Genomic DNA, 13,082 nt, shown 5'->3' on the forward strand with positions numbered 1-13,082 from the left:
CATGAACGGCTCCGGTTCGCTGCTATTCTTCAGGGGCGAGCGTCGGCGTTCGCGCAATGCCGTTGTCGAACCATAGGGCCATGAGCGATGAAGAAAGCCGTCTCACCGTCTTCCTCCCCTGAAAACGTGGACGATGCGACGCGCACATTCGACCGGTTGCGCTCGCGTCTTCAGGGCATCGCCTATCGGATGCTGTCGTCGGTCGCGGAAGCGGAAGACGTGGTGCAGGACGCCTGGCTGCGTTGGTACGGCGCGGATCGCACGCAAATCGACAACGGCGAGGCGTGGCTCGTCGCTGTCACCACTCGGCTGTCCATCGACCGCTTGCGCGCGGCCAAGGTACAGCGCGAACACTATGCGGGCATCTGGTTGCCGGAGCCGCAGGCTACCGACGCCCCGCATACCCCCGAACAGATACGCGAACGCGCGGACGATATTTCCGTGGCGTTCCTGATGCTTCTCGAACGTCTGACGCCCGAGGCGCGCGCCGCGTTTCTGCTGCGCGAAGTGTTCGACGTCGACTACGACGAAGTGGCCGCTACATTGGGAAAGACCGAGGCGGCCTGCCGCCAACTGGTGAGCCGCGCCAAGAACCAGCTACGCGAAAGCCGTCCGCGACTGTCCGTTCCGCGAGAGATTCATCTGCGCTTGCTGACGCAGTTCGCCGAGGCGCTTCAGAAAGGAGACTTCGCCGGAATCCACAGCATGCTCGCCGACGATGCGACGCTAATCGGCGACGGCGGCGGGCGCGTGCCGAGCTTCCCGAAACCGATGGAAGGCGGGCGGCGCATTGCGCAGTTGTTCTATGCGGCGCAGCTTCGGTTCAAGGATCAGTTGCGCATCGAACTGGCTGTGCTCAACGGCCAGTGGGCGCTTCTGCGCTTCATCGATGGCCAGCTCGAATCCGCACAATCGTACGAGACGGACGGCGAACGCATCGTCCGCATTCAGGTGCAGCGCAACCCGGAGAAGCTCGTGCGGCTTGCTGCGACCTTCGGCGGTTGCTAGACGCTGCAGGTCGTGACGTCACGTTTGTTGCGGCTCGATCAACAGCGTGAGTCCGCGCCCGTGGCTTTCGAAGCCGGTCGCCGTTCACTACGATGGTCTCCGTGCGTATCGACGCGCCGGTGCCTTGAACCAAGGCATCGAACGATACTTTCGACTGGAGCAACCATGAGCCAACGCATCAACTACGTGCAACAATCGCCGGAACTCTTCAAGCGGTTCATCGCCTTCAGCATGGCAACGCATGAAGGCAGCATCGAGAAATCCGTCTCCGAACTGATCGCGCTGCGGGCGTCACAGATGAACGGCTGCGGCTTCTGTGTCGACATGCACGTCAAGCAAGCGACGATTCACGGCGAGCGCGCATTGCGTCTCCACCATGTGGCGATCTGGCGCGAATCGACCTTGTTTTCCGCACGCGAGCGCGCCGCGCTGGCGTGGACCGAAGTGCTGACGAAACTCCCCGAGCACGGCGTTCCCGACGAAGTCTATGAACGCGTTCGCACGCAGTTCACCGAACAGGAGCTGTCGGAGCTGACGTTCAAGGTGGTGGAGATCAACGGCTGGAACCGCATGAACGTGGCGTTCAGAACCGAACCGGGCTCGTCCGACAAGGCTTTCGGACTCGAGAAAGCCAACCTGACCTGAGCGTGCGCTGCGAACGGAGGACCTCATGTCCATACTGAAGAAAGCCGCTTGCCTCGCGCTGCTGGCTTGCGCGCCGCTCGTGCAGGCTGCGCCCGAAGCGGTCGTGACGCCGGTGATGGAGCAGCCGTTGCCTGACTATCCCGGCAAGGAAGCATTGATGATCACGGTCGATTATCCGCCGGGCGCCGTCGATCCCGTTCACGTTCATCGCGCGCACGGGTTCATCTACGTGCTGGAGGGTTCGATCGTAATGGGTGTCAAGGGAGGCAAGGAAGTGACTCTGACGCCCGGACAAACGTTCTATGAAGGCCCGAACGATGTTCATACGGTTGGCCGCAACGCCAGCGACACCAAGCCGGCGAGGTTTCTCGTTCTGTTGCTGAAGGACGAGAAAGCGCCTGTGCTGATACCCGTGAAATGAAGCCCGCAGTCACGCAGTGATTCACCGGCACGCCCGTCAGAGAAAAAATGGCGGGCGGTGTCACAACTTGCTCGTATCGGACGTCTTGTGGATGTGCTTTCTTCGATACGGGCAAACTCATGTCAATCACTCAACTTCCGTCTCCGCCGGTCAGCGATGATTCGCTCGCCAGCAGTTTCGCGACGAGCTACGCAGGCGTGGTCGCTTTCCTTGCCGTGGCGAGCGAAGGCAGTTTCGCGAAGGCGGGCGACCGCCTCGGCATCGGCCGATCCGCCGTCAGCCGTAACGTTCAAAAGCTCGAAGCACAACTCGACGCGCGGCTTTTCCTGAGGACGACGCGCAGCACATCGCTCACGCGCGAAGGCGAGCTCTTCTATGAGCATTGCCATCCGGGTGTCGAGCGAATCGTTCAGGCACTGGAAGAGATGCGCGAGTTGCGAAACGGCCCGCCGCGTGGCCGCCTGCGCATCTGTTCTACGACGTGCTTCGGTCGCGCCATCGTCGCGCCGCTTCTGCGCGGATTCCACGAGACGTACCCCGACATATCGCTCGAACTCGTACTGGACGATCATCCCGTGAACTTCACGACGGATGGGATCGACGTCGCCTTCCGCGATGGCCGCATGGAAGACAGTCGGATCGTTGCACGGCAGCTTATCCCGATGCAAATGCTGGTCTGTGCATCGCCTGACTATGCCCGCGAACACGGCTTGCCGCGCGATGTCGCCGAACTGGGCGCGCATCGTTGCATCAACCTGCGGGCCGCGTCCGGGCGAATCGCCGAGTGGCAGTTCAAGGTGGACGGCCGCCCTTGCAAGGTGATGCCGGGCGCGTACCACACGTTCAACTGCCCGGAGCTCGTCCTGCAAGCGGTGCACGCCGGACAAGGTCTTGCGCAGCTTGCGGCGTTTCAGGTCTGCGATGCGTTGCGCGACGGACGCCTCGTGACGTGCCTGTCGCAAGATGCGCCCGATGACAGCGGTCACTACCTGTGCTATCTCAGCCGGAAGCACTTGCCGGCGCGCATTCGCGTGTTCGTCGATTACATGACCGAGCAGATACGCGCGCTCGATCTCGATTGCCTCGATGCCCTGCCACTTGGCCAACCGAGCGATTGATGCCGCATTGGCAACGGTGCGAGTCCTCGAACGGGTCTTCTGAACCGCACATTCGACGCCTACCATTCGTCTTGTACGTTGGCCGGTCGCAACACCGGTCCGCACGAAGGGCAGCGCGAATCAGGCGGCGCTGGCGCGGCTCCATGCCGCTTCGAAGTCATCGAGGAAACATCATGAAAATCGTCGTCATTGGCGGTAGCGGGCTGATTGGCGCGAAGGTCGTCGGTCATCTGCGCGCGCGTGGTCACGAAACCATCGCGGCATCGCCATCTTCGGGTGTCGATACCCTCACGGGCGAAGGTCTTGCCGAAGTGCTGACAGGCGCACACGTCGTCGTCGATGTCGCCAACTCGCCGTCGTTCGAAGACGAAGCGGTGCTGACGTTCTTCGAAACCTCGGGCCGCAACCTCTTTGCGGCCGAAAGGGCGGCGGGCGTCGCTCATCACGTTGCGCTGTCCGTGGTCGGCACCGACCGGCTGACTGAGAGCGGCTACTTTCGCGCAAAGATCGCGCAAGAGAAGCTCATCCGCGAGTCGGGCGTGCCGTACACGATCGTGCGTTCGACGCAGTTCTTCGAGTTCATCGGCGGCATTGTGCAAGCGGGTGCCGACGGCGATACGGTGCGGCTCTCGCCCGCCGACATTCAGCCGATCGCATCCGACGATATCGCACTGGCCGTGGCGGATCACGCGCTCGCGGCGCCGCTCAATGGCATGGTCGAAGTGGCAGGCCCCGAGCGGATGCGGCTCACCGAACTGGTTCGACGCTACCTCGTTGCAACCGGTGATCCGCGCAAGGCCATCGAGGACGCTCAGACCCGCTACTTCGGAGCAAAACTGGACGACGACACGCTGGTACCGGGCGCTGATCCCCGGCTTGGGAGCATCGGGTTCGACGCGTGGTTCGCCCGTTCCCGTGCCGCAGCAGCGCACTGACCGGAGCGACAGTTCTATTCATGGCCTCCTTGCGCCCGCCGCCGACATCATTGCTCGACAAGTTCCACGGACAGGACCCGCGCGAGCTGTATTCGACGTCCGTCACCGTTTCGGGCGGCGACGCCGGGCACGGCCGCGCTTCAGGCATCGCACGTTCGGATGACGGCAACCTGAACGTGCATCTGCGCCTGCCTGCCGAACTCGGCGGCTCCGGTGGCGGCACCAATCCGGAACAGCTTTTCGCCGCCGGCTACGCAGCGTGCTTTCACGGCGCGTTGATCCTTCTGGCGGCGAGAGAAGGCGTGAAGACGAACGGTGCGGCGGTCGTAGCGACGATCAGCTTTTCACGCGATCCAATGGACGGCCTCTTCATGCTGGCAGCCGATATCTGCGTGCATCTGCCGGGCGTCGAGCGGGAACTCGCCCGTGCGCTGGTTCGCAACACCGAGCGGTTCTGCCCGTACGCCAAGATGGCGCGGCAGGGCATCGTGAATGTCGTCAGGCTGGCATCGCCTGACGAAGAACTGCCCGACGCCGCCCGCATCGGAACATCCGGCCGGCGTGCGGACTGAACGCGGCTTACTTCGCGACCTGCTCGCGCCACTTGTACGCCTGCTGCCAGCCCAGTGAACCTTTGAGCTTTTCGTTACTGAGCAGCGTTTCGAATTCGCTCAATTCCTTTTTGACCGGCACGTTTGGATAAAACCGCTTGAGCAACTCGGCCGTGGGCAGATCGGACGACACGTCGTCGGCGGCGACGTTCATCACCTGAAAACCCAACCCGTCTTTCTCGACGGCGAGACGCGCCGCCGTCGCGAGATCGCGCCCGTCGATATAGCTCCACGCGATGCGCTTTCGCAACGCGGGGTCAGCGAGCCACGTCGGGAATTTCTGGTAGTCGGCGGGATCGAGCACGTTGCCGATGCGAAAGCAATAGATGTCCGCGCCGGTGCGCGCATGGAACGCCTTCGCCGTCACTTCGTTGATGACCTTGGACGTGGCATAGCTGTCCATCGGATCGACGGGATACTCTTCATCGAGCGGAAAGTACACGGGATCGCGATGCCGGTGCGCGAACACCACGCCATACGTCGTCTCGCTCGACGCGACAATCACCTTCTTGATGCCGAGCTTCGACGCCGCATCGAGGATGTTGTAGGTGCCCATCACGTTGATGCGGAAAACCTCGTTGTCCGTCGTGACGAGAATGCGCGGGATAGCCGCGAAATGCACGATGGCGTCGATCGGCTTCGGCTCGATGTCGTCATCGAATTCCTTGGGCGTCGTCGTCGAGGCGAGCGCGTTGAAGACCTGTCCCGCATCGGTGATGTCGGTGATGAGCGTTCTCGCGGTGCCCTTCGCCATCGGCACGCGGTCCACGTTCAGCACTTCATAGCCGTGCGCAACCAGATCTTCCACCACCCACTTGCCGGCCAGCCCGCTGCCGCCCGTCACAATCACTCGCTTCGTCATGCTGTGGCTCCTTTTGAGTTCGACACTGTGTGAACTCATCGTAGCCTTGCTTCGCGTTCGATTTCTGTGACGCGCGTCATAGCGGCGTGCGTGTTCGTCTACGGGTCGACCCCGATATCCGACTATGACGCGCGTCACAGATTTCACGCTTGCCGCGCGCCTATCATCGGCCTCAGTAAAAACGGAGGTGGACCGGTGAGCGACTTATCGTCGAACAAAGCGTCAGACAAGCCGCGGGCGCAATCGCCGCGCGGCATCGAGTTCCTGCGCGCCTGTCTGCGCATCCGCGAGTTGAACGTGCTGTCGGTGCTGTTGCTGGTGGGCCTGCTGATCAGCTTCTTCTCGCCGTATTTCCTCACCACCAACAACCTGATGGGCGTGTTCCGCTCGTTCTCGCTGGTCGCGCTCATGTCGATCGGCATGATGCTCGTCATCATCACGGGCGGCATCGATCTGTCGGTCGGCTCCGTCATGGGCCTGTCGTCGCTCGTTACCGCGCTCGCGTTTCAGCACGGCCTGTCCGCATTCGTCGCGGTGCTGTCGGGGCTTGCCGTGGGCGTGATCGCCGGCAGCTTCAACGGCATCATGATCACGTGGATTCAGTTGCCGCCCTTCATCGCGACGCTGGGCACGTTGTCCATCGGGCGCGGGTTGATGTACATCATCACCAAGGGCGTGCCGGTCACGCCGGACGTGCCCGATCCGTTCACCTTCATCGGCCAGGGCTATGTCGGCTTCGTGCCGTTCCCCGTCGTCATTCTGCTCGCGATGACCGTGGTGTTCTCCGTCGTCATGCGTCAGACGCGCTTCGGCCGTCATGTCTATGCGACAGGCGGCAACGAAGTGGCCGCGCGGCTGTCGGGCGTGCGAACCGCTCGCGTCAAGTTTGCAGCCTATGTGCTGTCCGGATTGATCGCGTCGATGGCGGGCGTCATCGCGTTCTCGCGCTTCGTGTCGGCAGAACCCGCCTCGGGCTTCGGCGCGGAACTCGACGTGATCGCGGCGGCGGCTATCGGCGGCGCGAGCCTTTCGGGCGGCGCGGGCAGCGTCGAAGGCGCGATCATCGGCGCGGCGCTCGCCGGCATCATCACCAACGGGGTGGTGCTTCTCAACATCGATACCTATGCGCAGCAGGCCATTACCGGCTGCGTGATTCTGATCGCAGTCAGCATCGACATCTGGCGCGTGCGCCGCAAGGGACGTTGATTCCTGTTCATTCCAATAAGGAGACAAGCATGAAAACCACGCCAAGGATCATCGCGAGCATGATGTTCGCACTGTGCGCCGCGTTCGGTAGCGCAGCCAATGCGAAGGAAGCGAAGGACATTTCGGTGGCGGTCATCCCGAAGGTGGCCGTGCCGTTCTTCGACGACTGCAACAAGGGCGCGCAGTCCGCGGCGGACAAGGCCGGCGTCAAGTATCAATGGGTCGTGCCGCAGAACACGCAGGGCTCCACGCAGGTGCAGATCATCGAGGACCTGATATCGCGTCATGTGGACGGCATCGCCATTTCGGTGAACGAGCCGAAGTCGGTCGAGAGCGTGATGAAGCGCGCGGCTCAAAGCGGCGTGAAAGTGCTGACTTACGATTCCGATTCGCCCAAGAGCGGCCGTTCGATGTACATCGGCACGAACAACGTGCAGGCCGGCGAGACGATGGCCGACACCATGGGCCACGCATTGAACGGCAAGGGCGAAGTCGCGATCATCACCGGGCAGCTCGGCGCGGTGAATCTCAACGAGCGCATCACGGGCATCAAGAAGGGCCTGGCGAAGTATCCGGGCATCAAGATCGTCGAGACGCAGGGCACGGATGACGACCTGGCGCGCGGCGTCTCGGTCGTGGAAACGACGCTGCGCGCGCATCCGGATCTCAACGGCATCTTCGGCGTGAGTCAGGTCGGCGGACCGGCAGTGGCGAAGGTGCTCAACACGAAGGAATTCGGCGCAATGAAGGGCAAGCTCCAGGTGCTCGCCTTCGACGATCTGCCGGATACGCTCAAGGGCCTGAAAGAAGGCTATATCCAGGGGATCATGGTGCAGCGTCCGGTGACGATGGGCTCGCTCGCGGTTCAACATCTCGTCGCGCAGATCCAGGGCAAGGAGACGCAGGAGAAGGACATCGACACGGGCGTCACGGTGGTGACGAAGGACAACATCGGCAGCTACACGAAATGACGTCCGCCGGCGATCGCCCGCAGCCCTTTCTGACGATGCGCGGCATCTCGAGGACGTTTCCCGGCGTGAAGGCGCTCGACCGCGTCGATCTCGAAATTCACCGTGGCGAAGTGCTCGCGCTGGCGGGCGAAAACGGCGCGGGCAAGAGCACGCTCATGAAGGTGCTGACGGGCGTGTATGCGCCGGACCCGGGCGGCGTCATCGTCGTGGAAGGACGCGAAGTGACGATCGCCGACAACAACCATGCGCGTGCGCTCGGCATCAACATCATTTATCAGGAACTGGCGGTCGTCGAAAATCTGACGGTCGGCGAGAACATCTTTCTCGCGACGGAGCCGCGTACACGCTTTGGCCTGATCGATCGGGCGCGCATGTATCGCGAGGCGCGCGATGTTCTCGAGATGATCGACATGGACGTCGATCCGGCCACGCGCGTCAGCGAACTGAGCGTCGGCCAGCGGCAGATGATCGAGATCGCGAAGGCGCTGTCCGCGCAGTCGAAAGTCATCGTGATGGACGAGCCGACTGCATCGCTCAGTCATCACGAGACGAGCGTGCTGCTCGGACTCGTCAAGCGCCTGCGGGAGCGAGGCATTGCGGTCGTGTACATCTCGCACCGGCTCGAAGAGATCTTCGAGCTTGCGGATCGCGTGACGGTGCTGCGCGATGGCCGCACTGTCAGCACGATGCCGATCGCGCAGGTCACGCGCGAAACGCTCGTGCGCCAGATGGTGGACCGCGAACTGAGCGAGCTATACGGCGAGCCGCAATCGCACGCGAGCGAGGAGCGGGTGCTCGAAGTGCGCAACCTTACGCTCAGGCAGAAGAAGGCCGCCGACGCGCGCATTCGCGATATCAGCTTCACGCTGCATCGCGGAGAAGTGCTGGGCATTGCGGGGCTGGTCGGCTCGGGACGCACCGAGATCATGGAGATGATCTTCGGCATGCGTCCATCGACCGGGTCGATTTTGATGGAAGGCGTTCCGGTCGCGATACGCAATCCGCATGACGCGATTCGCGCGGGCATCGGCTTCGTCACCGAGGATCGCAAGGCGCAGGGCCTCGTGCTCGGCATGAGCGTGCGCGAGAACTTCAGTCTCACGCATCTCTCGCGCTATTCGCCGTTTCAGTTCGTGCAGCACGCGCGCGAGCGTGCGAGCTGCATGGAATACGTGCGGATGCTCGGCATCAAGACGCCCGGCGTCGAGCAGAAAGTCGTGAATCTGAGCGGCGGCAATCAGCAGAAGGTCGTCATCGCCAAATGGGTGGCGCGCAATCCGAAGGTGCTGATCGTCGATGAACCCACCCGTGGCATCGACGTGGGCGCCAAGGCCGAAGTGCATGCGCTCATTGCGCGGCTTGCGGCGCAAGGCATCGGCGTGATCGTGATCTCGTCGGATCTGCTCGAAGTGCTGGCCGTGAGCGACCGCATTCTGACCGTGCGCGAAGGGCGCATCAGCGGCGAGCTGCAACGCGCTCAAGCATCGCAGGAAAAAGTAATGGCGCTAGCCACGGCCTGATTTTCAACCGAACAACGTTTGAGCCAAACATGACCAAGATCGTCGTTGTGCATACCGGACCCGTGACCGTCGAGCCGCTCAAGGCGCAATTCGCGCAGCAGATGCCGGATGCGCGTGTCGTCAACATCGTGGATGACAGCCTGCTCGTCGACGTGCGCGCAGCCGGCCGCCTGACACCCGAAGTGACCCGGCGTCTCTACGGTTATATGTCGAGCGCGCAGGATATGGGCGCGGACATCATCCTGAATGCGTGCTCGTCGGTCGGCGAGGCGACGGATGTGCTGCGCGGACTCATTCGAACGCCCATCGTCAAGGTGGACGAAGCCATGGCCGAGGAAGCGAGCGCGCTCGGTGCGCGTATCGGCGTGGTGGCAACGGTGTCGACCACGCTCGAACCGACGGTCCGTCTCATCCGCAGGAAAGCGGCCGAGCACGGACGCGAGATCGAGGTGACCGAATGCATCGCGCAAGGCGCATTCGAGGCGCTGCTTGCGGGAGATGCCGCGCGCCATGACGACATCGTGAAACGCGCGATCATCGAGCTTGCCGACCGTGTCGACGTGGCCGTGCTCGCGCAAGTGTCGATGGCGCGGCTGCTCGCCGCGCTCGGCACGCTGCCCGTGCCGGTGCTGTCGAGTCCGCAAAGCGGCGTGGCCGCAGTCAGGCGCGCACTCGCACAGAGCGCCTAGACAGCCGCGAGCGCGTGCGTCTTGCCGATGAAGCGCGAAACGAATGCCGGCGTCAGCACGATCTTCCGTTCGCGCATATCGACGAGACCTTCGGCCCGAAGATCGCTGAAGTGCCGGTTCACCGATTCGCGCGACGTGCCGATGAATTCCGCGAGCTTGTCCTGCGCGATCGGCAAGTCGATGAGAATCGCATCGCCGTGATCGGCGTAGTCACAGGCGGTGCCGACCTGTCCCGAGAACATCACGAGGATGTTGGTCAGCCGCTTGCGCACGTCGTGCAGCGAGAGGTTCTCGATCAATTGCTGCGCTTCCTGCCAGCGCAGATAGTGATTGCGCAACACGAACTGATTGATGACGTCATAGCGCGCGAGCAGGTGCTTGAAGTCCTGCTTGCGGATATAGCAGACCATGCTCGGCGCAAGCGTCTGCGCATGATGCGAATAGTTGGCCTGATTGAGCACGTCGCCATCGCCGAAGATCATGCCGGCCTTGACGAACGCCAGCGTGATCTCCTGACCGTCTTCCGTCAGCCGATACAGTCTGACGCTGCCGCTCTTGAGCAGATAAACATGCTCGCTGGATTCGTCCGGACGATAAACGATGCTGTTCTTGCGCAGCGTGCGATGGTCGCTGAAGGCGGGCATGACCTCGTCGAGGCAATGTCGCTGGATGAGAGAAAGCAGTTCGCTCTTGCCGACAAACCACATTGCCGTCTCCTTAAGGTTTCCTTGCTATGGGCTCTCTTTCCGCGCGCTTTGTAATCGGCGCACGAGGAGCCTTGCTTCAGGACGCGCCCATTCTACACATCGAACGATTTCGCGCGCTTGGGCTGCGAGTGTGTTTTACCGCGCATTGTCATCGGCGAAGGCAACGCGCGTTATTGCATTGCGACAGGCTCGCGACGCAAGCAGAGTCAATGATTCGCTCGCAAAATTGCTGCGCCCGCGAAAGAAAAACGCCCGATTCGGCCGCGACGCGCCTACGGGAAAGTCCTAGCAAGAACATCAGACGTCTGATGTATATTTGACGCCGGGCCACTTGCGAGAGCACCATGCGTCTAAGCGTCGAACGTTCGATGAGCGACAAGATTCAGGACTCGCTCCTCACGATGATCCGCGAGCGCAAGCTCAAGCCCGGTGACCAGATACCCACGGAAATCGAGTTGTGCGAGCTGCTCGGCGTCGGACGTTCCAGCTTGCGTGAAGCGGTCGCGCAGATGATCTCGCATGGACTGCTCGAACGCGTGCAGGGCCGGGGCACCTTCATCAGACAAATTTCGCTCAAGCTGCAAGGCGGGCTGGATGATCTGATGTCCGTGACCGACATGATCAAGAGCGTCGGGGCGGTGCCGTCGACGAGCCGCATCCAGATGGACACCATCGCGGCGTCGGAAAGTCTTGCGGAAAAGCTGGGCATTCAGCCGGGGGACGCATGCCTACGCATCGAGCGCGTGCGCCGCGCGGACGATGCAATCGCGGCGTACTGCATCGACACCATTCCAAAGACGCTGTTGGATGCCGCGGACGGAGAGCTGGGCGAATCGCTCTTCGGCATGTTCGCGCGTGCCGGGCGGCGTTTGTCGCATACGCATACGTCGATACAGCCGACCATTCTCACGCCGCGCGATCTGCCCGAACTGGGCGATGGCTTCGGCCTGTTTTTGCTGCTGGACGAAGTGGATTTCGATCAGAGCGGCGAGCCGCTTTGCTATAGCAACGACTACTACAACACGAGCATCTTCAAGTTCGATCTGGTGCGCAAACGTCGCTGAACCGTGTCGATGGCTTGCGCTTTGCAACACATCGGAGGAGACACCGATGGAGTTCGAGGCATTCACCGCATCGGCGCTTGCCGATTACCTGGGCGGCATCGCCGAGGTGCGCGCCCGTCTGGGCGATCCCGACGATCTGGAAGTCGTCGAAGTAGGCGACGGCAATCTGAACTTCGTGTACTTCGTGACCAATGCGAAGGCGCGGGAGCGCAGCGTCGTCGTCAAGCAGGCGCCGCCGTTTCTGCGGCTCGTCGGGAAGAACTGGCCGCTGTCGTGTCAGCGCATGGACCATGAAGTCGCGGCGTTGCGCCGCTTCGGCGCGCTCTGTCCGCAACACGTGCCGCAGGTCTATCACGCCGATGGCAAGCGCTTCCTGATGGTCATGCAGCATCTGTCGTCGCATCGCATCTTGCGGCACGGGCTGATCGATGGCGTCACGTATCCGCTGATGGCGGATCATCTGTCGACGTATCTCGCGCAGACGCTGTTCTTCGGCTCCGATCTGTATCTTGCGCCCGACATCAAGAAGCAGGCGGTGGGCGGCGCGGTCAATGCCGAGCTGTGCCGGATCACCGAGGATCTGGTCTTCACGTTCCCGTTCGAAGACCATCCGTCCAACGTCTACAGTCCGGCGTTGCCGAAGTCCGCGCTCGAACGGCTTCGCTCCAGCGACGCCTTGCGCATGGCCGCAGCCGACATGAAGTGGGCCTTCATGAATCATGCGGAGACCTTGCTGCATGGCGATCTGCACACCGGCTCGATCATGGTCAACGAGCGCGAAACCTATGTGATCGATCCCGAGTTCGCGTTCTACGGGCCGATGGGTTTCGACATCGGCGCGCTGATTGCGAATCTCCTGCTCGCGTATTTCTCGCGTGACTATCACGGCCGCCTCGATGGGGGCGATCCCGTCGCGTATCAGGAATGGCTGCTGGAGCAGACCACGCGCATCTGGAACGGCTTCAGCGCGAAGTTTCTCGCGTTGTGGCGCGATCACGAGAACCGCAGCGGGCGGCCTTTCATCGGCGGATCGGCGGATAGCCGCGCAGTCGATGCGTATCGCGCGCATTTCATGCGGCGGCTGCTCGCGGACACGCTGGGCTTCGCGGGCTGCAAGATGATCCGCCGTATCGTCGGCATGGCGAAGGTGGCGGAAATCACGCGCATTCCCGATGCCGAACTGCGTGCGCAAATCGAAGTGCGCTGCCTGCGCTGCGCCGAAGCGCTGCTCGTGCAGCGAAACGCGCTCACCGATATCGAAGACGTCGTTATGCTCGCGCGCGACATGGCGCGCGATGCCCTCGCACAACGCTGACCGGAGCATC

The 13,082-nt window shown here is 62.3% G+C and carries 14 protein-coding genes; 12 read left to right on the plus strand and 2 right to left on the minus strand.

From position 1 onward, the window contains the following. Positions 1-87 precede the first annotated feature (87 nt). From LDZ21_RS25935 to LDZ21_RS25960, 6 genes are all read left to right on the plus strand, one after another. Positions 88-1,008, plus strand: coding sequence for an RNA polymerase sigma-70 factor (locus tag LDZ21_RS25935; protein ID WP_244796980.1), 921 nt, complete (start codon positions 88-90; stop codon positions 1,006-1,008). Positions 1,009-1,173: 165 nt separating this feature from the next. Beyond that, positions 1,174-1,653, plus strand: a complete 480-nt coding sequence (locus tag LDZ21_RS25940) for a carboxymuconolactone decarboxylase family protein (RefSeq protein ID WP_244796981.1) — start codon at positions 1,174-1,176, stop codon at positions 1,651-1,653. Positions 1,654-1,678: 25 nt separating this feature from the next. Continuing rightward, positions 1,679-2,074: a cupin domain-containing protein gene (locus tag LDZ21_RS25945; protein WP_035966390.1), complete on the plus strand. Its 396-nt coding sequence runs from the start codon at positions 1,679-1,681 to the stop codon at positions 2,072-2,074. Positions 2,075-2,193: 119 nt separating this feature from the next. Continuing rightward, positions 2,194-3,192, plus strand: coding sequence for a LysR family transcriptional regulator (locus tag LDZ21_RS25950; protein ID WP_244796982.1), 999 nt, complete (start codon positions 2,194-2,196; stop codon positions 3,190-3,192). A 173-nt stretch (positions 3,193-3,365) separates the two neighbouring features. Further along, positions 3,366-4,127: an SDR family oxidoreductase gene (locus LDZ21_RS25955; RefSeq protein ID WP_244796983.1), complete on the plus strand. Its 762-nt coding sequence runs from the start codon at positions 3,366-3,368 to the stop codon at positions 4,125-4,127. A gap of 20 nt (positions 4,128-4,147) precedes the next feature. Next, positions 4,148-4,699 (plus strand): Ohr family peroxiredoxin, encoded by a 552-nt coding sequence (locus LDZ21_RS25960; protein ID WP_244796984.1) that lies wholly within the window; start codon positions 4,148-4,150, stop codon positions 4,697-4,699. Positions 4,700-4,706: 7 nt separating this feature from the next. Here LDZ21_RS25960 and LDZ21_RS25965 read toward each other — a convergent pair whose 3' ends face one another. Beyond that, positions 4,707-5,600, minus strand: a complete 894-nt coding sequence (locus tag LDZ21_RS25965; RefSeq protein WP_244796985.1) for an NAD-dependent epimerase/dehydratase family protein — start codon at positions 5,598-5,600, stop codon at positions 4,707-4,709. A 255-nt stretch (positions 5,601-5,855) separates the two neighbouring features. On the opposite strand from LDZ21_RS25965, the gene LDZ21_RS25970 reads away from it, so the two are divergent. Genes LDZ21_RS25970 through LDZ21_RS25985 form a run of 4 tightly spaced genes read left to right on the plus strand, consistent with a single transcriptional unit; the run spans position 5,856 to position 9,986 of the window. Beyond that, positions 5,856-6,806: an ABC transporter permease gene (locus LDZ21_RS25970; RefSeq protein ID WP_244797307.1), complete on the plus strand. Its 951-nt coding sequence runs from the start codon at positions 5,856-5,858 to the stop codon at positions 6,804-6,806. A gap of 29 nt (positions 6,807-6,835) precedes the next feature. Next, entirely contained in the window at positions 6,836-7,777 is a 942-nt protein-coding gene (locus LDZ21_RS25975) for a sugar-binding protein (RefSeq protein WP_244796986.1), read from the plus strand. Continuing rightward, positions 7,774-9,297, plus strand: a complete 1,524-nt coding sequence (locus LDZ21_RS25980) for a sugar ABC transporter ATP-binding protein (RefSeq protein WP_244796987.1) — start codon at positions 7,774-7,776, stop codon at positions 9,295-9,297. The genes LDZ21_RS25975 and LDZ21_RS25980 overlap by 4 nt, the downstream gene beginning before the upstream one ends. A 29-nt stretch (positions 9,298-9,326) precedes the next feature. Next, positions 9,327-9,986: an aspartate/glutamate racemase family protein gene (locus tag LDZ21_RS25985; protein WP_244796988.1), complete on the plus strand. Its 660-nt coding sequence runs from the start codon at positions 9,327-9,329 to the stop codon at positions 9,984-9,986. Here LDZ21_RS25985 and LDZ21_RS25990 read toward each other — a convergent pair. Further along, positions 9,983-10,693 (minus strand): Crp/Fnr family transcriptional regulator, encoded by a 711-nt coding sequence (locus LDZ21_RS25990; protein WP_244796989.1) that lies wholly within the window; start codon positions 10,691-10,693, stop codon positions 9,983-9,985. The genes LDZ21_RS25985 and LDZ21_RS25990 overlap by 4 nt on opposite strands. Positions 10,694-11,061: 368 nt before the next feature. Between LDZ21_RS25990 and LDZ21_RS25995 the strand changes: the two genes are divergently transcribed. Together LDZ21_RS25995 and mtnK are read left to right on the plus strand one after the other, a co-directional pair. Further along, on the plus strand, positions 11,062-11,757 hold the full coding sequence (locus tag LDZ21_RS25995; protein WP_244796990.1) for a GntR family transcriptional regulator: 696 nt from the start codon (positions 11,062-11,064) through the stop codon (positions 11,755-11,757). A 46-nt stretch (positions 11,758-11,803) separates the two neighbouring features. Next, positions 11,804-13,072, plus strand: a complete 1,269-nt coding sequence (mtnK, locus tag LDZ21_RS26000) for an S-methyl-5-thioribose kinase (RefSeq protein WP_244796991.1) — start codon at positions 11,804-11,806, stop codon at positions 13,070-13,072. Positions 13,073-13,082 lie beyond the last annotated feature (10 nt).

Source organism: Caballeronia grimmiae, assembly GCF_022879615.1.
GTDB classification, from domain to species: domain Bacteria; phylum Pseudomonadota; class Gammaproteobacteria; order Burkholderiales; family Burkholderiaceae; genus Caballeronia; species Caballeronia grimmiae.